At 55.7% G+C, this 24773-nt stretch carries 19 protein-coding genes; 7 read left to right on the top strand and 12 right to left on the bottom strand.

Annotated features, from left to right (window positions below; all coding sequences use genetic code 11):
• Positions 1-51 precede the first annotated feature (51 nt).
• The 3 genes from PHA01_RS13155 to PHA01_RS13145 form a co-directional block, all read right to left on the bottom strand.
• A complete protein-coding gene (locus PHA01_RS13155; RefSeq protein ID WP_271896188.1) occupies positions 52-2613 on the bottom strand; it encodes an SPOR domain-containing protein in 2562 nt (853 codons plus the stop codon).
• 110 nt (positions 2614-2723) lie between these two features.
• Positions 2724-4481 (bottom strand): arginine--tRNA ligase, encoded by a 1758-nt coding sequence (argS, locus tag PHA01_RS13150; RefSeq protein WP_271896186.1) that lies wholly within the window; start codon positions 4479-4481, stop codon positions 2724-2726.
• Between the two features lie 200 nt (positions 4482-4681).
• The gene (locus tag PHA01_RS13145) at positions 4682-5890 is read right to left on the bottom strand and encodes a deoxyguanosinetriphosphate triphosphohydrolase (protein WP_271896184.1); all 1209 of its coding nucleotides are present in this window, start codon (positions 5888-5890) and stop codon (positions 4682-4684) included.
• Positions 5891-6048: 158 nt separating this feature from the next.
• On the opposite strand from PHA01_RS13145, the gene erpA reads away from it, so the two are divergent.
• From erpA to PHA01_RS13130, 3 genes are all read left to right on the top strand, one after another.
• Complete coding sequence (gene erpA, locus PHA01_RS13140) at positions 6049-6384, top strand: iron-sulfur cluster insertion protein ErpA (RefSeq protein WP_162701933.1); 336 nt, start codon at positions 6049-6051, stop codon at positions 6382-6384.
• 37 nt (positions 6385-6421) lie between these two features.
• On the top strand, positions 6422-7201 hold the full coding sequence (gene xth / locus PHA01_RS13135; RefSeq protein WP_271896182.1) for an exodeoxyribonuclease III: 780 nt from the start codon (positions 6422-6424) through the stop codon (positions 7199-7201).
• Between the two features lie 202 nt (positions 7202-7403).
• Positions 7404-9872: a phosphocholine-specific phospholipase C gene (locus PHA01_RS13130; protein WP_271896179.1), complete on the top strand. Its 2469-nt coding sequence runs from the start codon at positions 7404-7406 to the stop codon at positions 9870-9872.
• A 59-nt stretch (positions 9873-9931) separates the two neighbouring features.
• Here PHA01_RS13130 and PHA01_RS13125 read toward each other — a convergent pair whose 3' ends face one another.
• The 3 genes from PHA01_RS13125 to PHA01_RS13115 all read right to left on the bottom strand — a co-directional run bounded on the left by PHA01_RS13125 (position 9932) and on the right by PHA01_RS13115 (position 15720).
• The gene (locus PHA01_RS13125; protein WP_112530299.1) at positions 9932-10726 is read right to left on the bottom strand and encodes a tetratricopeptide repeat protein; all 795 of its coding nucleotides are present in this window, start codon (positions 10724-10726) and stop codon (positions 9932-9934) included.
• Between the two features lie 536 nt (positions 10727-11262).
• Positions 11263-12543, bottom strand: coding sequence for an OmpP1/FadL family transporter (locus PHA01_RS13120; protein WP_271896177.1), 1281 nt, complete (start codon positions 12541-12543; stop codon positions 11263-11265).
• 390 nt (positions 12544-12933) lie between these two features.
• A complete protein-coding gene (locus tag PHA01_RS13115; RefSeq protein WP_271896175.1) occupies positions 12934-15720 on the bottom strand; it encodes a valine--tRNA ligase in 2787 nt (928 codons plus the stop codon).
• Positions 15721-15982: 262 nt separating this feature from the next.
• On the opposite strand from PHA01_RS13115, the gene PHA01_RS13110 reads away from it, so the two are divergent.
• Positions 15983-16246, top strand: coding sequence for a hypothetical protein (locus PHA01_RS13110; RefSeq protein ID WP_271896173.1), 264 nt, complete (start codon positions 15983-15985; stop codon positions 16244-16246).
• A gap of 22 nt (positions 16247-16268) precedes the next feature.
• Here PHA01_RS13110 and PHA01_RS13105 read toward each other — a convergent pair whose 3' ends face one another.
• The 3 genes from PHA01_RS13105 to PHA01_RS13095 all read right to left on the bottom strand — a co-directional run bounded on the left by PHA01_RS13105 (position 16269) and on the right by PHA01_RS13095 (position 19456).
• Entirely contained in the window at positions 16269-17060 is a 792-nt protein-coding gene (locus PHA01_RS13105) for a PopZ family protein (protein ID WP_417020962.1), read from the bottom strand.
• A 203-nt stretch (positions 17061-17263) separates the two neighbouring features.
• Positions 17264-18658 (bottom strand): TolC family outer membrane protein, encoded by a 1395-nt coding sequence (locus PHA01_RS13100; protein ID WP_271896169.1) that lies wholly within the window; start codon positions 18656-18658, stop codon positions 17264-17266.
• A 141-nt stretch (positions 18659-18799) separates the two neighbouring features.
• Complete coding sequence (locus PHA01_RS13095; RefSeq protein ID WP_271896167.1) at positions 18800-19456, bottom strand: protein-L-isoaspartate O-methyltransferase family protein; 657 nt, start codon at positions 19454-19456, stop codon at positions 18800-18802.
• 344 nt (positions 19457-19800) lie between these two features.
• Here PHA01_RS13095 and PHA01_RS13090 point away from each other — a divergent pair, with 344 nt between their 5' ends.
• A complete protein-coding gene (locus PHA01_RS13090; protein WP_271896165.1) occupies positions 19801-20352 on the top strand; it encodes a GGDEF domain-containing protein in 552 nt (183 codons plus the stop codon).
• Positions 20353-20547: 195 nt separating this feature from the next.
• On the opposite strand, the gene PHA01_RS13085 is transcribed toward PHA01_RS13090, so the two are convergent.
• Positions 20548-21180 carry a sulfotransferase family 2 domain-containing protein gene (locus PHA01_RS13085; RefSeq protein ID WP_271896162.1) on the bottom strand — a complete coding sequence of 211 codons (633 nt, stop codon included), beginning with the start codon at positions 21178-21180 and terminating at the stop codon, positions 20548-20550.
• 345 nt (positions 21181-21525) lie between these two features.
• Positions 21526-22398: an NmrA family NAD(P)-binding protein gene (locus PHA01_RS13080; protein WP_271896160.1), complete on the bottom strand. Its 873-nt coding sequence runs from the start codon at positions 22396-22398 to the stop codon at positions 21526-21528.
• A 380-nt stretch (positions 22399-22778) separates the two neighbouring features.
• Here PHA01_RS13080 and PHA01_RS13075 point away from each other — a divergent pair, with 380 nt between their 5' ends.
• Positions 22779-23000 carry a hypothetical protein gene (locus tag PHA01_RS13075; RefSeq protein WP_271896158.1) on the top strand — a complete coding sequence of 74 codons (222 nt, stop codon included), beginning with the start codon at positions 22779-22781 and terminating at the stop codon, positions 22998-23000.
• A 73-nt stretch (positions 23001-23073) separates the two neighbouring features.
• Complete coding sequence (locus tag PHA01_RS13070; RefSeq protein ID WP_271896156.1) at positions 23074-23436, top strand: hypothetical protein; 363 nt, start codon at positions 23074-23076, stop codon at positions 23434-23436.
• A gap of 225 nt (positions 23437-23661) precedes the next feature.
• On the opposite strand, the gene PHA01_RS13065 is transcribed toward PHA01_RS13070, so the two are convergent.
• Positions 23662-24681 (bottom strand): DUF2806 domain-containing protein, encoded by a 1020-nt coding sequence (locus PHA01_RS13065; protein WP_271896153.1) that lies wholly within the window; start codon positions 24679-24681, stop codon positions 23662-23664.
• Positions 24682-24773 lie beyond the last annotated feature (92 nt).

Raw genomic sequence — 24773 nt, 5'->3', positions numbered from 1 at the left:
CAAAAAGGCTCCGCCAATGGCGGAGCCTTTTCAATAAGATGCGCGAGGTTTTTACTGCGTAACGAAGCAGCTGCCGCCTGCAGTCTTGTATTTCGCGCACAGGGCGTTCGCATCGCTCTTGGAGCCAGCCGGAATGCGGACACGGAAGAATGTGCCCTTGCCGGCAATCTCGGCCTGTTTGATATCGACACCGCGGCCGCCGATCACACCCGCATATTTCTGGGAGAGCGAAGCATATGTCTTCTGCGCGCCCTCGACATTCGGTTGCGAGGCAATTTGGATGAGATAGCTCCCCGCAGCCGGAGCGGCGGAGGCCACCTGCTGGCCCGCTGCATTCTTTGGTGGAACGCGATCGACAATATCGATCGGTTGATCTGCCGGACGCGATTCAACAACCGGAATATTCTTCGGCGTAACGGAAGCAACCGTTTCGGGAGTGATCTTCTTGGTTGCGACGGGCTTCGGAGGCAACTTGCCCGCGGCCGGAGCCGGTTTTGCCGCTGCAGTTGGTGCTTCGGGTGCCGGTGCAGCAGTCTGTACCGGCGCAGCCGTCGGGGCGTCCTGCATCAATGCGCCAATTTCGTCGTCGCCAGTTGTTGCCGGCGCTGCGGATGCATTTGCGTCGAGCGGAGCAGCGGGACGGTCAGCTGGAGGAGCGGCAGGGCCTGCGCTCACCGGATCAGCCGGTTCTGGAATGGAGGCGACCATCGTGCCATCCGGTTTGACGACCATAGTCTGCACCTTGCGCGGTGCAATCGCACTGTTGCGTTCCGCCGGCGCAGCGTCGGCGGTGTCGTCTGCAGTGGCAGGATCAACACGCGCCTCCACCTTGTCGCCCGCAGCAGGCGCATCAGTGGGGGGCGCATCGGCGGCGAGCATATCCGTAACGGACGCGCCTCCATCCTCATCGGCTGGAAGATCGATAGGATCCTCCCGTGTTGTTACGAGCTGATCCTGCTTCGGCGCTTCCGGAGCAGCCGTCGAGCTCTTGTCGTAAACCGCTTTGTCCTGATTTGGCACTACGGCCGTGCTGGCGGTTTCCGGCTGGACCTTGATCGGTGTCTTGTCTGCCATGATGACGACCGGTTCGCCGTTCGAACCGCCGGTCCATTTATAGGCGACGGCGCCGGCGACCGCGAGCAAAACAACAGCCGCTGCCACGCCGGGAACAAACAGGTTACTACGGCGACGCGCAGGTGTTTCCTTTTGCCCATAGGGCGTAGCGGCTATATCGACATTGTCCTGGCGAGGATCATAGCCAAAATCCAGATCCTCTTCCGGACCGTAGGCGGGGGTTGCCCGGCTTTGTTGTGAGCTCGCAGCGCCGATAGCGGCAGCGCCGGCTGCTACTGCATAGCCTGCCGGATTGTATTTGTTCTGATCTGCCTCGTTCCCGAATACGTCTGCGAAAATATCGGCGTATCGGTCCTTCTCGGGCTCCTGTGGGGCAGGATCCTCTGCCGGGACATAGGCGCCGCGCGAATCGTCCGCTTCGATCGAACCGAATACCTCGGCAAATTCATTATCGAGCTCGTTCAGTCCATTGTGCTGCGGAACGTCGTCCTCATAGTTCACGGCCGGAAGATCGAGCGACTCGGTATAATCAACGCGGCTTTCTGTAACCGCCACCGTATCGACATCGGGTGCTGCAGTAATCGCCGACGCTGCGCGATCGAGCTCGTCGGCATAATCGCTGAGCTCATGAACCTCGGGCAATTGCGGTGCGCTGGCAACAGGCATGGCAACAGGTACTTCGATCTGTTCACGAACCGGCGTCGAGGATTGCTCCAGGTTTTGATAAAGCGGGAAAACCGGGGCTGCTTCTGCAACTGGTTCGCTGTTCTCGTCTTGATCCGCCGTTACGTCGAAATCATCGAGCGCCGCCATCAATTCGTCGGTATCGAAATCCTCGATCTCCGAATCCTGAACCTGCTCTTCTTCGGCAGCTTCGTAAGCTACAGGCTCTGGCTCGGGAACCTCGTGGACGACTGTTTCCGACACATGGGATGGCTGCTGGTATGATGTTGTCCGGCTGATCGACGGGGCAATCTCTGTTCGCCCCGGAACCTGTGTCTGCGATCCATAGCCCCAGGAAGCATTTGCCGAACGCTGCACTGCTGGCTGCGCCGATCCTGCAAGCAAGGTTTCGAGCTCATCCTCGAGACTGAGTGATGGCGTTGCGAGCACGGGGCGCTCTTCGTAATGGGAGATGGCAACACCAACACCCTCGCCCGCTTCGCTGTCCGCGTAAACCGGGTCCGGCTCGTAATCGGCATAATCTGGTTCTTCATAGGCGGCTACGGATTCGTTCGCGACTTGGTGACTTTCGTAAGGCGGTTCCGCATTCAACTCGCGCTCGATGGATTCCTGAAAATCCTGAGCGGCAAGCTGATCGTCGTGGGCATCATTGTCAGCGGACTGAGGCGCGGCTGGTTCATCGAAGCCCCCCATCAGCTCGCGTTCGAGATCCATAGCAAAATCATCGTTGGATCCGTTAGTCGACCCTTCCTCTTCAACCGTTCCCATGATACGGGAAAGTTCCATCAGAGGGTCGTTATTACCTGATCGCGAATCATCCTGCCGGTGAGAACGCTGAATATTGTTGTCCGCCATGGCGTTAATCCTGTACTCTCAACTGTGGGACGTCCGAAAACGTCACGCATTGGCCTTACCAGCGCAATGTGGGCAAAAGTTGACAGGATTGCTACGCTTTTCAGCGTATATTAACGCATTTCGGTCGGGGCGTCCGCACCTATTATTGACAATCCGGACGTCAAGACCTTCGAAACAACCTGCACCAGCCCTAGCCTGGCTTGGGACAAGTCTGGATCGTTAACCTTAATAAAACGTAAGTCCGGGTTTTCGGTTCCCCTATTCCACTGTGTGTGCAGCGAACTTGCAAGGTCGTAGAGGTAGAAAGCGAGCCTGTGCGGCTCCTGATGCAAAGCCGCTGTTTCGATCAGCCGGGGGTATTCCGCGAGCTTGCGGATGAGCGCGATTTCGCTCTCATCCGTTAGCAAACCGAAGTGTTGCGCGCTCGCCGCCAACTGGATTTCGCCGATCCCCAGCTGTTCGATCGCCTGCCGGAAAACCGAATGGCATCTGGCCGAAGCATACTGAACGTAGAAGACGGGATTGTCCTTGGAATGTTCGGTGACTTTGGCGAAGTCGAAATCGAGCGGCGCGTCGTTCTTCCGGTACAGCATCATGAACCGCACTGGATCCCGGCCTACTTCCTCCACCACATCGCGCAAGGTCACGAACTCGCCCGACCGTTTCGACATCCGCACGGGTTCGCCGTTGCGATAGAGCTTGACGAGCTGGCAGATCAATACAGTCAGCTTCGCCGTTCCGCCGGAAACAGCCCGCGCCAAAGATTCCAGCCGCTTGACATAACCGCCATGATCCGCGCCGAGCACATAGATCATCTCGTCGAAATGCCGGTCGTACTTGTCCTTGAAATAGGCAACGTCGGCCGCGAAATAGGTGAACTGGCCGTCGGACTTGACCAGCGGCCGGTCGATATCGTCGCCCACATCGGTCGACCGGAACAGCGTTTGCTCCCGGTCTTCCCAATCTTCCGGCAATTGGCCCTTGGGCGGCGGCAGTTTGCCCTTGTACACATGCCCCTTCAGCGTCAGGTCGTTGATGGCAGACCGGATCAGCTTGGCATTGTTGGCATGCAGCGTCCGCTCGGAGAAGAACACGTCATGATGAACGTTGAGCGAGGCGAGATCGTCGCGGATCATCACCATCATCGCATCGATCGTTCGGTCCTTGACGATGACCATCGCCTCATCTTCCGGCATTTCCAGGAGCTTCGTGCCATAATCGGCGGCAAGCGACTGACCCACGGGCACGAGATAATCGCCAGGATAGAGCCCTGCAGGAATATCGCCGATCTGTTCGCCGAGCGCCTCGCGATACCGCAACATCACAGAGCTTGCCAGCACGTCGATCTGCGCGCCGGCATCATTGATGTAATATTCCTTGGCAACGTTATAACCTGCAAACTTGAGCAGGTTGGCCAGTGCATCGCCGACCACCGCACCCCGGCAATGGCCGACATGCATGGGACCGGTCGGATTGGCCGAGACATATTCGACATTGACCCGGTGGCCGTAACCGAGCTTTGACCGGCCATAGTCGAGCCCGGCGCCCAGCATTACGGCAAGTTGCCGGTGCCAATAGGTGTCCTTGAGCCGCAGATTGATGAAACCGGGACCTGCCACATCGACGGAGCCGACGTCGGGATCATTCTTCAGCGCATCTCCGATTCTGACAGCAAGTTCGCGGGGGTTTTGGCCAACCGCCTTGGAGAGCACCATCGCAGCATTCGTCGCGATATCGCCATGGCTGGGATCGCGCGGCGGTTCGACACCCACGCGCGACAGATCCACAGCAGCACCATCTGTGGTTTTTAAATCAAGCGCTTGCAGGGCGTTCTTAATCCGCGCGTCGAAATCGGCGAAGATGTTCATGACGTCATACTCATTCGGGGTTCATAGAAAAATCAACGGCTGTTGGCCGAATTGCGTTAGAGACCTTTGAAAATTCAGCTTGATGAGACAGGTGGTGTGATTTTCGAGAACCGGAGCGCAGTGGACATTTTCGTCCATGAGCACCGGAAGCGCAGAAAGTCGCATCAGATGTCCATCAGGGTGGATTTGCAAACGCGTCTCTAGGCCAAATCGGGCGTGTGGTCAAACAACCGTCGGTGTTCCCGCACAGCATATGTATCGGTCATCCCTGCCAAAAAATCCGCTACCAGCCTTGCGCGCGCAGCCAGATCGCCCTGTTTCTCGCTCTCGCGCCAGCCCTCGGGCATACACTGAGCGTCTGCAAGATAGGCATCAAACAACTCTCTCACAATTCTGTCAGCGGATTTGCGCACGCGCACCACGTTGTCGTGGAAATAGAGGTTCTTGTAGAGAAACGCCTTGAGCATCTTCTCCTGCTCGCGCAGCGGCGCTGAAAATCCAACGATCGTTCGCCCGGCACCGTGAATATCGTCGACTGTCTGCGGCTTGACCGTTTCGAGATTGGCCTGCGCCGCACGTATCACATCTTCGACCATGATCGTGATTTGCCTCCGGACAATCTCATGCGACGTACGTACATCATCAAGAGTTGGATATTTCTGCCGGACGGCGTGCAGGATATCGCCGATTATCGGCACGGCTTCGAGCGCTTCGAGCGTAAGCAGACCTGAGCGCAATCCATCATCGATGTCATGGGCGTTATAGGCGATATCATCGGCAATTGCCGCACATTGCGCTTCCAGCGAGGCAAAGCGTGCAAGTTCGAGATCATGCTGCGCGTTATATTCGAGGATTGCAGCCGGCACCGGGTGCTTCAGCCCGTTGCCCAGAGTATCGGTCAGCGGACCATTGTGCTTGACCAGTCCCTCCAGAGTTTCCCAGGTCAGGTTCAGCCCATCAAACTCGGCGTAGCGCTTTTCGAGATTTGTCACGATGCGCAACGACTGCGCGTTGTGATCGAAACCGCCGAAGTCATGCATTTTCTCGTTGAGCGCATCCTCACCCGTATGACCGAACGGCGTATGGCCGAAATCATGCACCAGGGCGATTGCTTCGGCCAGATCCTCATCGAGCCGCATGGAACGCGCGAGCGCCCGGGCGATCTGCGCCACTTCGATCGTATGTGTCAGCCGCGTGCGATAGTGATCACCCTCGTGCGCGATGAAAACCTGCGTCTTGTGCTTCAGCCGCCGGAACGCGGTTGAATGAATGATACGGTCGCGATCACGTTGAAACACCGTGCGCGTCGGGCTTTCGGTTTCGGGCACCAGCCGTCCGCGGCTTTTCTCGGGATCACAGGCGTATGGCGCCCTCTCCCTGTAACCGAAACCGATACCCTGCATGGACATGATTGAAATATGTGCCTTCCCATCTTCCGACTGCTGACAACGTTGACTTCACAGTCGCCAATTCTTAGCTATGGTGTATGATGAACGGCAAGGCGTGACATTACAATGTCAATGCTTTGTTGAGCGTAGCGGAGCAATCCGCGAAGGAACCGTAAAGAATGACCGAAGTGCTAAGTGTTTCTGTCTCCGATGCCGCTGCAAAGCGCATCTCGGCGATTCTGCAGTCAGATCCGGAAAAGACCGCCTTGCGCATTTCCGTCGAAGGCGGAGGCTGCTCGGGTTTTTCCTACAAATACGATCTGGTTGACGCACAGGACGTCGATGACATCGTCATCGAGAAACTAGGCGCCAAGGTGCTGATCGATCAGATTTCCCTGCCCTATATTGGCGGTTCGGAGATTGATTTCGTCGACGATCTGATGGGCCAGTCGTTCCAGATCCGTAATCCAAATGCGACCTCTTCCTGTGGTTGCGGGACAAGCTTCTCCGTCTGACATCACCTTGCCGCCGTTGCAACCAGAGCGCAAATCCATGAAAATCGTTACCTGGAACATAAACGGCGTCAAAGCCCGGATCGAGGTGCTGACGACATGGCTGCAGGAGTCCAATCCGGACATTGTCTGCCTGCAGGAAATCAAATCCGTCGATGAAGGTTTTCCGCGCTTCGAGCTGGAAGCGCTTGGCTATCATGTTGAGACGAATGGCCAGAAGGGCTTCAACGGCGTCGCCATTTTGTCGAAGCAGTCCCCCGACGAGGTCAATCGCGGTCTTCCTGGCGACGACGCCGATGATCACGCGCGCTTTATAGAAGCTGTATTTTCTACCGAAAAGGGCGCGCTGCGCGTTGTTTCCCTGTATCTGCCGAACGGCAATCCCATCAACACCGAGAAATTTCCCTATAAAATCGGCTGGATGGCGCGGCTGGAACGCTGGGCGGAGGAGCGGTTGGCCCTTGAAGAGCCACTTATTCTGGCTGGCGACTACAATGTCATCCCCGAGCCTATCGACGCAAAAGTCCCGGAAGCCTGGGTCAATGATGCCCTGTTCCAGCCGGCGACACGCCAATCTTTCCGACGGCTCGAAAACCTGGGCTTCACCGATGCAGTTCGCAGTGTTACCGACAAGGGTGACGTCTATACATTCTGGGATTATCAGGCGGGTGCCTGGCAGAAGAACAACGGAATTCGCATCGATCACCTGATGCTATCGCCGGAAGCCGCGAACATGCTCGAATCCGCCAGTATTGAAAAACATGTCCGCGCCTGGGAAAAACCGTCGGATCATGTGCCGGTCGCGATTTTCATCACCTGATACGCAACGAATTTATGACGGTTTCCTTTAGACCTTCGGTGAATTGACCGGGGTTCTTTCGCCTTTTACCTGTGCGCCAAATTGATTGTGCGCAGTGGGAATTTTTCTCCAAACACTTTTTTGATCCGATGCTCCGCCTGTTTTCCGGCGGCTTTTGTTTTCAGCGCCTTGGCGCCTTTTAACTTTTTAGGACTTGAGAATTATGAGTGAAGTCGATCGGCGTAAGTTTCTGAAAATGATGGGCGTAACCACAGCGGGCACCGCGGGGCTCAGCATGATGCCTCCTGCGATCAGCCAGGCGCTGGCCATCGAGCCCAACAGGGTCACCGGTACCATAAAAGATGTCGAGCATGTGGTGATCCTGATGCAAGAGAACCGCTCTTTCGACCATTATTTCGGCACGTATAATGGCGTGCGCGGCTATTCAGACCCGCGTCCTGTTCAATGGATGGGCGGCGGCGGTGAGATGCACCCTATCTGGCTTCAAAACAGTGGGCGTTTTAGCACCACAAAAATCATTCAGGATATCGGAAAGACGGTACAGGACGTTGCAAATCTGCCCACCGACCTGCGCTGCGGCGTTGACGACAACACCGCTGTGATCGGACCATTTCATATCGACTACAGCAAAACCGGCGAGGTGATACGCTCCACCTGCCATTTGGTATATTCGGGGATTCAGGCCTGGAACAATGGTAATTATAACAACTGGATAGAAGCCAAGCTCGATGTTCTCGTCATGGGATATCTGAAACATCAGGACGTGAGCTATCACCGCCACCTCGCCAATTCATTCACAATTTGCGATCATTATTTCTCGTCCGTGCATGGCAACACCAATCCGAACCGGCTGCACCTTTTCTCCGGAACGGCTTCTGATCCGGCTGCATCAAAAGGCGGCAGAGATGCCTATGAGAAAGGTTTGGGCTCTGCCCTGTTTGGACCGGAAGGCGGTACCGGTTGCGGCTGGAAGACTTACCCTGAACGGATCGAAGAGCATAATGCCAAGCAGCAGGACGCGAAACGGAAGGTAAGCTGGCGCGTTTATCAAGGTGGGACAGGTGATCCCGGTTCGAAAACCGATAATTACGGAGACAACAGCCTCGAATACTTCAAGGCGTATCGTAACGATCCAGTGAAGGGCTGCTACTGGAGCGCTGGTAAATGTTTCACGCCCGACAAAAAAGGATGCTTCAAGGAAAAGATCGACATCGATTACGACAAACTGGCTAATTTGACGAAAAACGGTGCTGTCAATCGTACCCTGGAGCAATTTGCTTCCGATGCGCGAGACGGCAAATTGCCCAATGTATCGTGGATCGTCCCGCCCGAGTTCTATTCGGAACACACAGGAGCCAACGCGCCTACACACGGTGCCTATTACATCAACAAGGTGCTGAGCGCCCTCGTCGCTAACCCGGATGTCTGGAGCAAAACCGTATTCATCATCAACTATGATGAAAATGACGGGTTCTTCGACCATATCGTGCCACCAATGCCGCCCATCGCCGCCGCCGACGGCAAAGTTTCCCCCTCTTTGCAGAAAAGTCTCACGCACGAGATTCAACGCGATCCTGCCATTGGCAAAGATCATCCCATTGGTTTTGGGCCACGGGTACCTTGTTTGGTCATCTCACCCTGGTCCAAGGGGGGATGGGTCTGCTCGCAGGTTTTCGACCACACTTCCGTTCTGCAATTCCTGGAAGCGCGTTTTGGCATTAAGGAAACCAATATCAGCGCCTGGCGGCGTGCTGTGTCTGGTGATCTGACCTCGGCATTTGATTTCGCCAAGCCAGACACGGCAATAGCGGAACTTCAGACAAGCGAAATCATCACGAAGGATTTCCAGCTCCGAGGCCCAAGGGGCGCCAAAAGCCGTCCCATGATTGACCAGGCAACCAGACTGATTGCTCCGAAAGTGGAAAATCCGAGCAATCTGTTTAGTCATAAGACATCAAACGATAGTGGCAGCCGCAAAGCGCGGCCTCTACCCTATGATTTCAGTGTGAAGGCCTCACCTGTTACCAATATGAAGGATAAGGCGAAGAGCGCCTTCACTCTTGATTTCACTAACAAAGGCAAGGCTGGCGTCTTTTTCTACGTCTATGATGACGAAACGAATTTTTCCAACGAGCAAAGGTTCGCCCCCAAGCGCTATACCATAGTGACCGGCGAACCGCTGAACGCAATGTTGCGCACTTACTATTCTCAATATGGATTCTCGGTTTATGGACCCAATGGCTATCTGTTCCAGGCCAAAGGCACCTGCGATACGGGGGTCGACGATAGTATCGGCATATCCATCGAAAATCTGAAGAACGGCCTTGTCTCGGCCAAATATGCGGGCGCTGGCGGTATTCTGTTGAAAATCAACTATGAAGGGCTGTGGAAAAACAACTATCTGAAAATCTCCACCAAATACGGGAAGATATTAACGGACGATGGGAAAAAAACCTGGGTCAACTACCTTGTGCCCCTGCCAAAGGATAAGACAAAAGGCTCCATCGAGCTTGAAATTGCGACGCTGGATGGTTGGTACGACGTATCTGTAGAATTTGCCGACTCGGAAGGCTCAGCGGATGATCGTTTCCTGCGGCGTTATGCCGGCCACATGGAGAATGGGAACCCCAGCACAACCGACGTCTTCCTGACATATAACCAAATGGTCTGATCTACCGTTCCACCCGGAACATATGCCGACAGGTCTTGTCGGCAGGCAACCATTCCGGTTCAAAAATCGCCGGTCTTGACGATGTCCTCGGCCAGCACCATCGCGGTGCGCCGGTCGGCCTCGTCGGATATGGAAAACGCCTGCTCCTGGACATCGCGGATCCAGGCTTTGTCCTGCTTGTTGGCGTGTTCCAGAGCCGCGGTCATCATCGCGAGGCCGCGCACGGTCTTGCCGGCCTGAAACAGCAGATTGCCCAGCATGGCCTGCGCACCCGCATTGCCTTTTTGCGCCGATAGACGGAACCAGCGTGCAGCCTGGTTGGGGCTGGCTTGTCCGCCCTCGCCTTTCATCAGCATTTTGCCGAGCTCGAATTGCGCGTCGGAATCGCCGAAATTCGATGCTGCCTGCAGATAAAGATCGCGCGCCGCACTTGGGTTGGAATTAATCGGCGAATTCGGGATGCCACGTTTGACATAACCTGCCAGCGCGACCAGCGCATCAGCGACGTAGCTTTCGTTCTCTGTGCCCTGATCGGCGCCTTCATGGACGACCTGCTCGAACATCTTGTAGGCTTCGTAGTCATCTTCCTTGACGCCGTCGCCTTCCGCATACATGCGCGCAAGTTTCCAGTTGGCGCCCTGATGTCCCTTTTCAGCGGCAAAACGTAGTGCTTTGACTGCCTCGTCCTTATGGCCGTTCTTATATGCGGAGAAACCAAACTTGAAGAGTGCGAACGGGCTGGAGTCTTCCTTCACCTCATTTTGCGTATCGAAGGCGAAACAAGGCATGGTCATAGCGCTCATCAAAAGGCCAAACCCGACAATTGGACCAAAAAAACGATCAGCGATGAGCATGACTATAGTCTTCCTTTGCCCTCACCGTGAGTGTCGCAGCGTTACCGCGCGCCATACGAACGGTTCGAGCCCAAATCCCGCCAGCGCGCGTCATCGCGTCAACCAGCAACGGGAGGGCCAAATCTCGCATGCCATTCCAGCGAACATTTGACCGCTTTCCGGCAATAGTAGGGCCAGAACGAAAGAAAACACTTGTGTCGAAAGCATACGATTGGCGCGATGACGCAACAATCGTGGAAGGGCCGTGTATCAACTTACGGCTCGAAGTTTTTGCCCATGAAACAAGTATCGTGTCCATCATTTCCCCAAGCGGAACATCTGTACCGTTACTCGATGTAATCAACCACCAAAGGTTGCCGCCCTTTCGAGTTGCTCCGGGTTTGTGGCGCAAAATGGGCAAATTCTGTCCTCTCCAGAGCCTGGACGATCATCGCGCCACAGTGTTGCTGAATCGTCACAAAATTTGATCACCCGAAGCAGGCGGGTATGAAAAAGCCCGGCGCTTGGCCGGGCTATTTCGATTTTCGCAATTTGGCTTAGAACTTGATTTTGCCTGCGAGAGACAATGCGCCGACGAAATCATCACCGAAATCATAGGTCACGTCGTTGCCGCAGCCGCCGGTCTTTGGGCAAGCCGTCGGGCCATAGGAACCAGCTGCCAGCATGCCAACAGCGCCGCCTAAACGAAGCTCGACATTTTTGTTGGGTGCGTAAGACACGCCACCAGAAAGCAGATACGTATCGGTCTGGGTGGTCAAACCGGTCGACGTGCCGCGATCCCAGCTAAGCTGCGCCGATCCACTCCACTTGTCGTTGAATTTGTGGCCGATACCGGCAGCGACCGTCCAGCCATCCTGGAACATAAGATCGAGCGTCGTCAGCAGAACTGGCGATGTCGGGCCGCAACTCACAATGCCCTTGGTCGAAGTCGGGCAGAACGAGACCACATTAAGAACGCTCCAATCTACCCATTTGACCGAGCCGAATGCCAGCCAGTCAGGTGCGATACCCGTCTGGAGCTTGAACTCTAACGATTGTGGCATCGTAGCCGTGCCGTAAACGTCCGTAATCTTGTTGGCAAAAGGATTTGTCGGCAGTGGCGGAAGGCCCGTCAGGTCGACGGTACCATTGATCTGGCCAAGGTCGATCTCGGCATTGTAGATAAGGCTTGCACGGAAGGCGATTTCCGGAATTTCGTACGCAGCACCAATGCGCCAGCCCCAGCCATCCGCATCGAGGTCAAGCTTGCCCTGACCATCGAACAACGCAGCAGCCGGTCCGAAGGCTGCCGGGCCCACGACCAGACGGTTCTTATAGCCTGAAACTTCCTGGTAGGATACGCCACCGATCGCACGGAGCTGACCCTTGCCGACATCAAACTTGTACGAACACGTCAGTCCATAATCATCGCTCCTGATGTCGGTCTCGATGTTCTGGTTTGCACCGACCCAGTCCGCACCGGGATTGGTATGGACGCCCCAAGGCTGGCTGTAGGAGGCAAGGCAATCCGCATCGGGTGTGAGGCCAATCTTTGCGCCGAAGCGAGGAACTACATAGCTCGGAGTCTCGTGTGTCGACGTGGAGCCGCCACCGATACCATTTGCTCCCAGCCCGTCGGCCCGGTTTGTGTCAACGGCATTCTTGATCTTGCGATCCGGCGTGACATAGATAATACCGGCTTCCGTAGCATAGCGTTCCTGATCGAAAAGCAGATCCCAATTGTAGCCGCCGCGCTCCAGCCCCCCGGCCTGTGCTGCAGACGCCACGCTTGTCAGAAGCAACGCTCCACCCAAAATCGTTGAAATAGCCCTAGACATTAAGTCCCTCCCCGAAGCCTTAAAAACTTCCTGATCCCCACACAGTTCAGGAAAATTGTTACCAATACGTAATACCTAACAAATCGCGGCGTGCACGCAATCACCAGAAAATCACCGGTTTCGCGTATCGAACGCTCCAAAATCGGAAATTGCCGCAAAATCGCGAGCGCGAGACGAAAATTTCGCGAATTTCGCGCTAATCCGAAATGATTAGCGGCCAAATCGATGGATTTTGGGCCGAAAAGCGCCCTTGTTGCTCAAATGCAACGGCGGCCAAAAATGACGGAATTGGGGCTTTTGCCGGGCCGAATTGGGGAAGTTACCACCTTTCAGGGGGGGAAAACCCGTTGGACGCGCGCCGGATTCGCTCCGGCGCGCTGGTGCAGCCCTTCAGCCTGCTTCGCGAACCCTGCGGATGGCCGTTTCGATCTTCTCGGCAGCAGCCTGAAGTTCTAACAACCGTTCGCGTTCCGCTTCTACGATTTCCGGTTTGGCATTGGCGACGAATTTCTCGTTGCCGAGCTTTTTGCTGATCTTGTCGCTCTCATCGGCGATCTTGCCGGATTCCTTGGTCAGACGCGCGATTTCCGCATTGACATCAATCAGACTGCCGAGCGGCAACGAAGCCGTCGCCTCGCCGATAACAAATTGCGCCGAACCCTTCGGCGCGTCATCTGCAAGGGTAATCGTCTCGACGCGTGCGCGCCATTTGATCGAGGCGTCGTGACGCTGCAAGCGTTCCTTTGTTACTTCATTGGCGCCGATGATAACGAGCGGCGCAACCGCCGATGCCGGGACGTTCATCTCCGCGCGTACCGAACGTATCCCGGTGACCAGATCGATCAGCCAGTTGATGTCCGCTGCCGCCTCGGCGTCGACGAAATCCGGATCCGGCCAGCCTGCGTGGCACAGCAACGTCTCACGGCTCTTGCCCTCGCCCGCCGTCAATGCCCAGAGCTCTTCGGTCATGAACGGCATGAACGGATGTAGCAGCTTGTAAATCTCATCGAGAACATGGGCAGCGCAGGCCTGCGCCTCCGCCTTGGCTTCCGCATCCTCGCCGTTGAATACCGGCTTCAACAATTCGATGTACCAGTCGCAGAACTGGTTCCAGACAAAGCGATATGCCGCAGTTGCCGCCTCGTTGAAGCGATAGCTGGCAATACCATCAGTGACATCACGTACCGCATTGGTGAGCTCGGTCAGAATCCAGCGATTGATGTTGAGCTTGGCGTTTTCTGGACGGAACGAGGCATCACGGGCAACGCCGTTCATTTCGGCAAAACGTGTCGAATTCCACAGCTTCGTGCCGAAGTTGCGGTAGCCGGCAATGCGGCTCGGGTCGAGCCTAACATCACGCCCCTGCGCCGCCATGATGGCAAGCGTGAAACGCAGCGCATCCGCGCCATATTCGTCGATCAGTTCCAGCGGGTCGATGACGTTGCCTTTCGACTTCGACATCTTGGCGCCATTCTTGTCGCGAACCAGCGCATGCATATAAACGGTGTGGAACGGCTCCTCCCCCATGAAATGCAGGCCCATCATCATCATCCGGGCTACCCAGAAGAAGATGATGTCAAAGCCGCTGACGAGAACACTGGTCGGATAGTAGGTAGCAAGCTCGGGCGTTTTGTCCGGCCAGCCCAGCGTCGAGAAAGGCCAGAGTGCCGAAGAAAACCAGGTGTCGAGCACATCCTCGTCACGGGTCAGGATTTCACCGGGCTTGAGGTTTTCCAGAAGGTTCTGGACATGGGCCTTCATCGGCCCTTCATGCGCCAGATAATGCTGGACCGCTGCACTCAGCGCTTCTTCTTCCGTGCGTTCCACGAACACCTGTCCATCGGGTCCGTACCAGGCCGGAATTTGATGACCCCACCAGAGCTGGCGCGAAATGGCCCAGGGCTGGATGTTTTCCATCCATTCGAAATAGGTTTTTTCCCAGTTTTTGGGCACGAAGGTGGTGCGGCCTTCGCGCACGCTGGCAATCGCCGGCTTGGCAAGCTCGCCCGCATTCACATACCACTGATCGGTAAGATAGGGTTCGATCGGCACATCGCCGCGATCCCCGTGGGGAACAGCGTGCGTATGATCCTCGACTTTTTCGAGATAGCCGCGCTCGTCCATCATGCTGACGATCAGCTTGCGCGCCGCAAACCGGTCTTTGCCATCAAGCGCATGAACCAGCTGGTCGAGAAGACTCGATTTCTCAAGATCTTCAAAAAAGTCATTGTTTTCCTTGAGGAAAATCGAGGCATCCGTGTGCAGGATATTGATCTGGCGCAAATCGTTACGCTTGCCGACTTCGAAGTCGTTGAAATCATGCGCCGGCGTTATCTTGACCGCGCCGGAACCCGCGGCCGGATCGGCATAATCATCGGCAACGATCGGAATATGACGCCCGACCAGCGGCAGGACTACGTTGTTGCCGACCAGAGCATGATAGTGCTCGTCATCGGGATTAACCGCGACACCCGTATCGCCCAGCATGGTTTCGGGACGCGTCGTCGCAACCACGATGAAGGTGTGCGGGTTTTCCGGGTCGAAGGCCACGTTCTCGAGCGGATAACGGAAGTGCCATAGATGACCTTTGATTTCGCGCGACTCGACTTCTATGTCGGAAATTGCAGTCAGAAGCTTCGGATCCCAATTGACCAGTCGCTTGTCCTTGTAGATCAGGCCTTGCTTGTAGAGCGTGACGAAAACTTCGAGTACGGCTTTCGACAAGCCTTCATCCATGGTGAAGCGCTCACGCGACCAATCGCACGATGCACCGAGGCGCCTGAGCTGACCGGCAATGATGCCGCCGGACTCCGACTTCCACTCCCATACCCGTTCGACAAACTTTTCCCGGCCCATCTCCCGGCGGCCCGGCTGTTGCCGCTCCATCAACTGCCGCTCGACAACCATCTGCGTGGCGATGCCGGCATGGTCCATGCCCGGCTGCCAAAGCACGTTCTTGCCGCGCATGCGCTCGAAACGAACCATTATATCCTGGATCGTGTTGTTGAGCGCGTGGCCCATATGCAGCGAACCTGTCACATTCGGCGGCGGTATGACGATAGAAAATGCCTCGGCGCCTGGCTTGGAACCGGCTCCGGCCTTGAAGGCGCCGGCCTCGTCCCAGCGTTTTGCGATTTCAGGCTCTACGGCCGCGGCATCATACGTCTTCTCAAGCATGCGAAAGTGTCCGTCATTTGCGGAAAGGGGATTGGCTACCGGTGTAAACCCAATGGCCGGAGATAAGTCAATGCTGACGTGTCGTTAACCCAATCACACGGAAAGCGGGAGATTCAACTTTTGGACAATTGCCTTACTACAACCACAACGATTACTTGGGCGAAATTCACCCGAGAGGTTTTTCATGAGAGTGCTCAATTCAATTCTACTGTTCGCGGCATCGCTGGCCATCACCGCCTGTACCTCGTCTGGTATGCGGAGCATGGACTACAAGAAGAACCTCTCGGATCCTGTCGCTAAAAGGACGCTGCTGGCGCAATGTATCAGCGACTTCAACCGCCAGTCACAGAACAAGCGCGCAAACATGGCAGTTGTGATGCGCATATCGGAAAAAGATGCCCCATCCGTGTTTTGCAAACGTCTCGTTGATGGCATCGCCAGCGGCCGGATAACGACTTCTGACGTTGAGACCACCAACAGCCAGCATGTATCGCCCAAGGTGCTTAAAGTTATCCTGGGTCAGTAACCAGAGCGCTGTCGCTAGCGAGCTACCGCCGCCCGCCGCGCGCCACGCGCTCGATCTCTTCACGCACGAGACGTTCAACCAGCGTCGGCAGATTGTTGTCGAGCCATTCCTGCAGCAGAGGCCGCATGAGTTCCTGCGCGATCTCGTCGAATGAGCGCCGCTGTTCGCTCCTGACCGCGAATGACAGGTCATCAAATGCAGCGCTAACCTGGCGCTCGGCGGTCTCGGACAGGATCGGTTCAAGAGTGCGCTGCAGATCCAGAGACACTCCGTCATCTCCGCTATCGGCTGATGATTCAGTTGCAGACGCCGTCGGCGAGGCCTCGTCTGGTTCTGCGAAACCGATTTCGCTCGCAACCTCGACAGGTTCAGCAACAAAGTCCTGTTCCGGCGTCGGCTCCGGAGCGGCTTCTGGCGTTAGAAAACCCTCCGGAATGTCTAAAGCAGGCGTGACGGTATCTTCGACTGGTTTTGTCCATGGTTCAGCCGGAGCCAAAGGTGCTGTCCGTGCAGATTCCCGCTCGGCAACCTTCGATTGCGGTGGCGATGCCGGGCGTCCCAATGCCGTCTCGTTGGACCGGGCTGCTGGCGGCGGAACGGCGATACCTTCGCGCGGTGGAAGCTCGGCTTCTTCGCTCAAGTGCGCCGCAGGCTGCAGCTCGGCAGCAGTAGCCTGCGGCGGCTCATCGGAGTTGACTGGCTGAGGCACGACTTCATCCGGCCGCCCCGTATCGCTCTCCTCGATGATGCGACGGATCGATGCGAGAATCTCCTCCATTGAGGGTTCCCGGGCCACGCTGGATGATTGTGCCATGATACTTTTGCCCACTACATCTTGTTTCATTGCGCTGCAACGAATCTGTATCCAGTGTAGAGGCTTGCATTGCGTTTGAGAATCCCCGCGAGGTTCGTTTGGGGCTAACCCACAGACTTTTCTGAAAACGGTCCCTGAAAAGCAATTTGCCGCTAGGAGTTAACCCGACGGCAAATAGTATTTCTGTTCAAATGACAATGAGATCAGCGGCCGTCGGGCGTGCGCAGGCCGATCCACTTGTCCTTCACTGCATCGTAATGCTCCTCAGGGTGGTATTCCGCGACCTGCAAGCCGATTTGGCCCGGGTTTAGGCGCCCAACGGCCAGGAGAACGGCGTAGCTCGCCACGACACTGTCACGTTCGGCCTGCGCCAGGCTGACCTGTCCGGTCAACACATCGGCTTGGGCATTCAACACGTCGAGTGTCGTGCGCTGGCCCACCTTGCGTTCTTCGATAACGCCGTTCAAGGCGAGTTCCGCGGCCGCAACCACTGATCTCTGAGCAACGATCTGCGCTTTCGCCGATTCCATGGTCGAATAGCCGTTGGCGATCGCCTGACGGACAGCGTCGCGCTGTACATCAACTTCGATGCGCCGCTGTCCCAACGTTTCCTTGGACTGGCGAACCAGTGCCGATGTCCTGCCGCCGCTATAGATCGGGATCGTCATCTGGATCCCGGCGGAGGCCGATGTCGAGTCCGTGGTATTGGTGCTCAGACCGCCCTCGAAGATTTCGTCGCGCGTAATCGAACCCTGGAGGCCGACCTGAGGCAGGAGCTGACCTTCCTGCGCCTTCACATTATATCCAGCTGCATCGACGGCATATTGCGTAGCCAGGATCGCCGGATGATTATTGGTGGCGATGCTGAATGCCTGATCCATTGATCGCGGCAGCGATTTCGAGGCCATCGCCGCGGCCTTGAGGCGGCCCGGCTCGGCTCCGACGATCTGAATATAGACAGCTTCGGCATTCTTTTCGTCGGATTTCGCAGCGGCTAGCGTTGCGATGGCAGAGGCTTTGGAAGCCTCGGCTTGCGCAACGTCGGTACGCGTTCCCTCGCCAACATCGAAACGTGCGCGCGCGGCGCGCAACTGTTCGTCGAGGAACTCAAGGTTTTTCTGCCGCAGGATGACGATCTGACGGGTGAGGTAGACGTCCATGAATGCCTGTGCGGCTTGAAACAGAGTGTTCTGCTCGCTGTTGCGCAGGTTCTCGCGCGCGGCCAACACCTGTGTTTTTGCAGAAGCCACATTGTTCTTCGTGGTGAACCCGTCGAACAGCAGCTGGTTCACGGTGATGCCGAACGTCCCTTCGTCAGTGCGTCCATGAAGACCGCCATCAAGCCGGCGCCAGGTCGACGTCAAAGACGCATTCCCGTTTATCGTCGGACGATATGCCGATTTTGCAACCGCAACACCTTCGTCGGTGACACGTACGCCGGCCCTGTCCGCATTGACGGTGGAGTTTCTCTCGTAGGCCTTTTCCATTGCCCCGAATATCGTCTCAGCCATTGAAGGCGTAGAGGTTAGTACCGTGGCTGACAACAGCGCTGCGGTTAATAATCGCTTGCCCGCTATGAACACTATAAACCCCTTCATTCTCTCAATATTCCGACCGAACCATTCGGTTCGACAGTGTGCCTTAGATAGCTATCAATTTCCGGGTTGGCCACAGCGGCATTTCCTAAAATGCAAACAAAGTGGCCGACCGTTGCACTTTTGTCTCATATGCAGCGGGTTTCAGAACTCGAACTCGGCTATTTTTTTGAAGCCGGGGAGCGCTTTGACCGCAGAATTGAATGCACGGCGTCCCGAAACGATTCCATCGTTTTTTACGTAAATCATTGATTTCCCAGAGTTTCCCGCCCCCTCAACAACCACGAGCCTTCCGCCGTTCTTCAACTGATCAAATAATGACGCAGGAACGTGATCAACGCTACCCTCAATTAGAACTACATCATAGGGCGCCTCGGACGCGTGGCCACCTTGGAGCGGCGCATTAACCACGACGACATTATCGAACCCGAGGCTCGCCAGATTCGAGACCGCCTGTCCCGCAAGTTCGGCGTCACATTCGACCGCTACGACCGAACGCGCGACCCGCGACAGGACAGCTGAGGAATAGCCGGTGGCACATCCGATATCGAGCACTGCGTCTTCTGGCTGAATGTTGGCGAGCTGTGCCATCTTGGCGAAAGGCGAAGGTTCCATCAGATAACGGCCATCCGCAACAAGGACGTCATCGTCGATATAGGCGAGAGGCATGCGGAAACTTGGCACGAACTTCTCGCGCGGCACGTCAAGAAAGGCCTGGAGCAAGGGTTTGTCGGTCACATCAGTCGTGCGCAACTGATTGTCGACCATCTTGATCCGCAGGTCTTCAAAATTCAGCGTCATGGTCTACAAGCTCTCTTCAAGGCACCCGCAACGCAAAGCGCTTGCAAGCGCGTGACATGCTCCTGACGATCGGTACGGACCTTACGGCCTTTATGGTTACCCATCCGTGACCAGAAGCGATAATTATCAGACGATGTGGCAAAAATTTCCATCAGCGTCAATGAATGACTAACGCCGCACGCTGATGCCGCTTCCGATAATTTTCCGATGCGGCATCCGCGCACCACCCACAGTGATAGTTCTTTTAACCCTAGGGTTAATCCGGGATTGAATAGATTGGCTGCACCTGTCATTCTATACTTGCAGATGGGAGTCGTTCTGCGAACGGTAGGAATGCAAAGCAGATGATTGAGATCAAGGGATTCAATGACTTCCCTATAAGCCAGGATGAGTTGACCGGGCTGGCAGACAGAGCTGCACTTGAAGACCATCTCGATAGTCTTTGTGGTTCCTATGCCCAGAGTGACTTCGATGATCGCTTGCAATTCGCTATTCTTTGTATTGATCTCGACGGTTTCAAGAAATTCAACGATCAATACGGACGCGCCGAAGGCGATAGTCTTTTAAAACTTGTAGCAGATCGCCTGCAAGCATGCCTGCGCAAGAATGATGTTGTCTATCGCATGGGCGGCGATGAATTTGCCATTGTCCTGTTGCAGGCGACGTCCAACGAGGTCGCCAGCGTGGCCGACCGTATTATCGGATCGGTGTCGCAACCCTATGATCTCGGCGGTCCCGAGCCCGTGGCCATCAGCGTCACGATTGGAGCTGCCCTCGCACCGCGTGACGGCGATACGCCGGAAAGCCTGCTCTGGTGCGGTGATGCTGCGCTCTATATCGCCAAGAAGGCCGGCAAAGGCGTCTATCGCCGATATTCCGAGCGGCGTTCGAGCTAGCCTTGAACCAGATTCCCTCTGGCAGAATGATTTCCCTTTGTAGATTCTCCGCTCAAGGGGCTGTTGAAATTCGTGCTATGACGCGACGAAAATGGTGGTTTTCGAGCACCGGAGCGCAGCGTACTTTAAGGTACGTGAGCACCGGAGTGGAGAAAACGCCATTTGCAGGCCGTCAGAGCGTGAATAGAACAGGCCCTAAAATTCGTATTCGAATTTTTCGAGATCTCGCTTCCAAATCTGCTCGACGAGCTTGCGCTCGACCGGCGTGTAATACTCCTGATAGGCACCGCGCTTGCTGGCATTCTTGCGCGTCAGTTCCGGAGACTCGTCCAGGTCCAGCCGGGTGACGATATCGGCGAACGCCTCCTCCATCCGTTCGAAGCGGTAGACCTGGTCCACCAAAAGCTTGCCGTCGAAATCGCACAGCATCGAGCTTTGATCGCGGGGGCGCCACAATGCGCGGCGGCGCTCCTGGCGCAGAAAATCCGCGAAACTCTGCTTCTGGGCGTCTTTATGGCGATGATGGTTGTCCTGGCCGCGTACGAAAGCGTAGCGCGAGACAGCGAGATCATAAGGATTGCGCACGAGCCCGAATTTGAAGGCCCCTTCGAAGAAAGGGCGTGGCAGTTTCAGCTTTGCCCAGCGCACCGAGGCATGCGGGCCGAACTGAATGTCGACATCTTCCGCGACAGGCAGGTGCGACAGAAGCCGCCGCCATTGGCCGGAGGCTTTCTTCACGGCATAGGGGCGCAGCGCCCGCTTCAATGCTTGGCCACCGGTCTTTGCAACATGGACAAAGATAAAATTTTTCTCGACAGAAACGAACATCCACCACCTTCTCAAGGATCGCGGTCCACACGATGATGCAAATTTGTAGGTGCAGTCGTCCGCCAGGAAGGCCGAACTCAGTATAAAGCGTCAACCAGCCTGCAATAGACAGATACAGTAGCAGTCTTGAACGCAGACCATCGGCAAGCGAGATATGAGGAGAGCCCCCTCTCACGTTGTCTAATCTGCGCAACGGCGCTCGTAAGCTTGTCCCCTACATATTGCATGGCACTACCCCCAGGAAAGATGCCTATAGACGAAAGTATGACACCTTCTGAACTCACGTCAAGAAAGGTCTGGACTGGAGTTGAGCGCATTACACGCTCGAGGTGATCATCTGGTCTCTCACGCCTTTTCCACATGATGCGTCCCGTGAATGAGTCCAGCTATGTAAGTTTGAAGCGAAGTAGTGCCTCGCAACGGGTGATCCGGCATCGCCGCTCCATCAAGCGTCGCGCCGGTCATTCGGGCGTAGGACCTGGCTGCGGCCTCGGAAAAACCGAGCTTCCTATAAGCACCCACCCATTCCTCGCGAGGTATCACAGCCACCTTGACCGGTTTTTCAAGGACATTTGAGAAGGCACGGGCCACCTCGCCAATCGAGTAGCGCTGGGGGCCTTCGACATAGTGAATGCCTGTCTTTTCCGGCGGCTCCCTCAGGAAGCGGGCGGCCGCCTTGCCAAGGTCCGCAGGCGCGACCATCGGCAACACAAATTCTTCCGGAAACATCGAAGGAAGAGTACCGCCGCTGGCAGGCTTCAACATCGCATCCCAGTTGCTCATGTAGTAGGCGGCACGCTGAACCGTCACCGGGATCGGCAGCTTGGTCAACGCCTGCTCGAAATCGTAAAGAACATTGAGATCGCCACACCGTTCGCCGGGCTGCGCCCCGTAGGTGGATTCGACGACAACCTTTTCCAGTCCCGAGCCGTCAAGTGCAGCTACGATAGCCTGGACGGTTTTGTGCTCTTCCACATCCGTATCTGTCGAGACGGCCGCAGGGGGATTGAGCAGAAATGCCCGCTTTCCACGCCGGAAAACAGCAGCCAGCCCTTCTCTGTCGATCACGTCGACAATCGCCGCGTTTGCGCCCTTTTCTTGCCAATCCCTGGCTTTCTTTTCGCTGCGCGTCACCACCGTGACGCTTTCGCCGTCGGCGAGAAGCGCATTTGCAACCTCGGATCCGACGTGACCGGTGGCACCTAGAACAATGAACATTTTTGCGCCTCCCTTCAAAACATCAAGCCAACGTTTGGGAGGCATTTTGGTTCGATTGGTCGACTCTCTAGGCGTAGAACGGCGGCGAACCCGTTTGTTCTTTCCGTCAAATCGACTCGACGACCAGACGGTTGCCTTGAAAAGACAGCACGCATCAATATCGATAGGGGTGCTGCACGCCCAGTCGAGCGGGTGGTCCCGCCGCACTTAAGAAAATCAATCACTTATGAAAAGGGTTTTGGTGAATGGAGGCTTCGCCCGGAACGAGCGTATTGAGCAAATGCATCAGTTGCGCTCTTGCCTTTGGCCACCGCCTGGGCGAACTTCTCGTGCCATGCGTTCTTCAGGACTGGCATGGAGCAAACCTTTAGGGGGAACCAATGAACTGGGCGGCGCAAAGACAGGAATTCATGGACGAAATCAAAAAGTTTAAGGAACTCCTCGATCCGCTTGTGAACGGCAATGTTCGTCTATATCGCGCCGAGGGCAATGATCCGCGTGTCGACATCACCGATGAAATGCGTGTGGACTACGAGACTAACATCAGGAATTACCAAAGGCTCATCGAGATTGTGGACGAGCAGGTCGCATCAGGGCGCTAAGGGCGAAGCCAAGGTAGGGACGCCGGAGTTGTCTCGACGCCAACCGATATTCAGTGGACAAAGGACGGCCGGCATGGAATTGGATCCACAAGTCGTCGCGTCTGGAGCAAATGCGGCCAAATCCGCTATAGATGCCTTGCGAGCTCTGCTCGGCATTTACACTGATGCGACGAAGTCTCTCCCTGCAAAGGATCAGCAAACGGCTACTCTTGCGATCGAGAAATCGATTGAACAGTTGGACATCGCTGAAGCCCAAATCGCCCGTGCACTCGGGTATGAACTCTGCAAGTGCCAGTTTCCCCCTACAGTGATGCTAACGGTCGGACACTCTAACGCTCGCGGCAATAAGCCTGGTCCAATCTACGAGTGCCCAAAGTGCGGCTATGACACCGCCGCTCCTTTTAGCTTTATTCGCACTGCGCCACCAAGAGAGTAGTCTCGCTTACCCATTTTCACCGGGTAAAATGACACCGTCCTTGCGGCCCCGGTTTCCGGCGATCCGTTACGAATGAAGGGTCTGTATCCTGTCGCGACTTGGGCAGGTCGGAATGTCGCCGCAAACGTCATAAGGATCGATCTCCGATTCATGATGGTGCTGCAAATGGAAACGGCGACCCGAGGGCCGCCGCAAGCGCACTATGATGTGCGGGAGACATGCCGTTTACGCAGGCGCGGAGACTGTTTGCCACTGGCCATTTGAACTTTTTGCGTACAGTCGTACGTGGCCAGACGGTGGGTAGTCCTTCAGTTTTGCATAAAAACTGAGCCCAGCTACGTTTTCGTCGGTGGGTATTATCGTGCTAAGTGCTTTGCCTACGTCGGTCAGTAGGTAAACAGGCACAGCCGGTCCACCTTCGCTATCCTTTATCGGGGCTGCGGTGCCGTAGGTCAAAGCAACGCTTTGTTCAAGGCCAACTAGGTAGGTTCCAAACGGAAACAACCATAGCTTGGCGCCCCCATTGTCCTGGCGACCCCCGTTGAATCGCGTTACATGCCCCGCCATGCCTGGGTCAACTAACAGTCCAGCAGATACCAGCGAAACTTGTTCTTTAAACTCGAGCTCCGGCATAATGGGCTGGAGCAATGTCTCCCCGACACGATATTGTACAATGCGTTCGAAGAGACTGGCTGTTCGAGAGTCCAGTTCATCAATCACGCGCATCACCTTTGTAGAGAAGGTTCCCGGCTTCTTGACCTCTGATGCCAGAACTTTGCCCCAGCGCTCCCGTAATTGGTCAGTAGAAGCATCTTCGGCATACCGTTCGAAACGGTCAGAAAATTCAGGACTGAGCTCATCAGGACCGGACGAACTATCAACCTCACCCGGAGGGTCACGGCTCAATTGCTCCAACGCCGCTTCAATAACTCCATCCTTGTTCAATTGGCGTCGAGTATCTTGCTCGAACGTTGCCGCGAGAATGCTTTCGGCAAATCGTTCATCTGTTTCAACGCGCTTCAACAAGGTTTCGGACGCCCTTTTAATAAGCGATAACTCGATGTCGATCTTCTGACGACCGATCTGGACGAGCCGCTCGCCTTTGAAGCCTCGTCGTTCGAAGAAATTGGCCGCCATTCTGTCGATGACTGCTATCGCTCGAGATTTTGTCTTGAATTCCACGCCGGCATCTTTAAGCGCTAGCGAAACAGATGTTTCTTTATCAAGATGATCTTCGGTGGCCACGTTGCTCTTTCCCGCACTAAATTCCATTGGGAACAACTATCCAGCAATTCAATATCGCTTGCTAGTCACCGGCCGCGACCATCCCCTTCTAT

Source organism: Candidatus Phyllobacterium onerii (assembly GCF_028331445.1).
Taxonomy (GTDB): domain Bacteria; phylum Pseudomonadota; class Alphaproteobacteria; order Rhizobiales; family Rhizobiaceae; genus Phyllobacterium; species Phyllobacterium onerii.
Note: the sequence above shows the minus strand (reverse complement) of the source record. Positions and strands in the feature narration are given on the sequence as shown.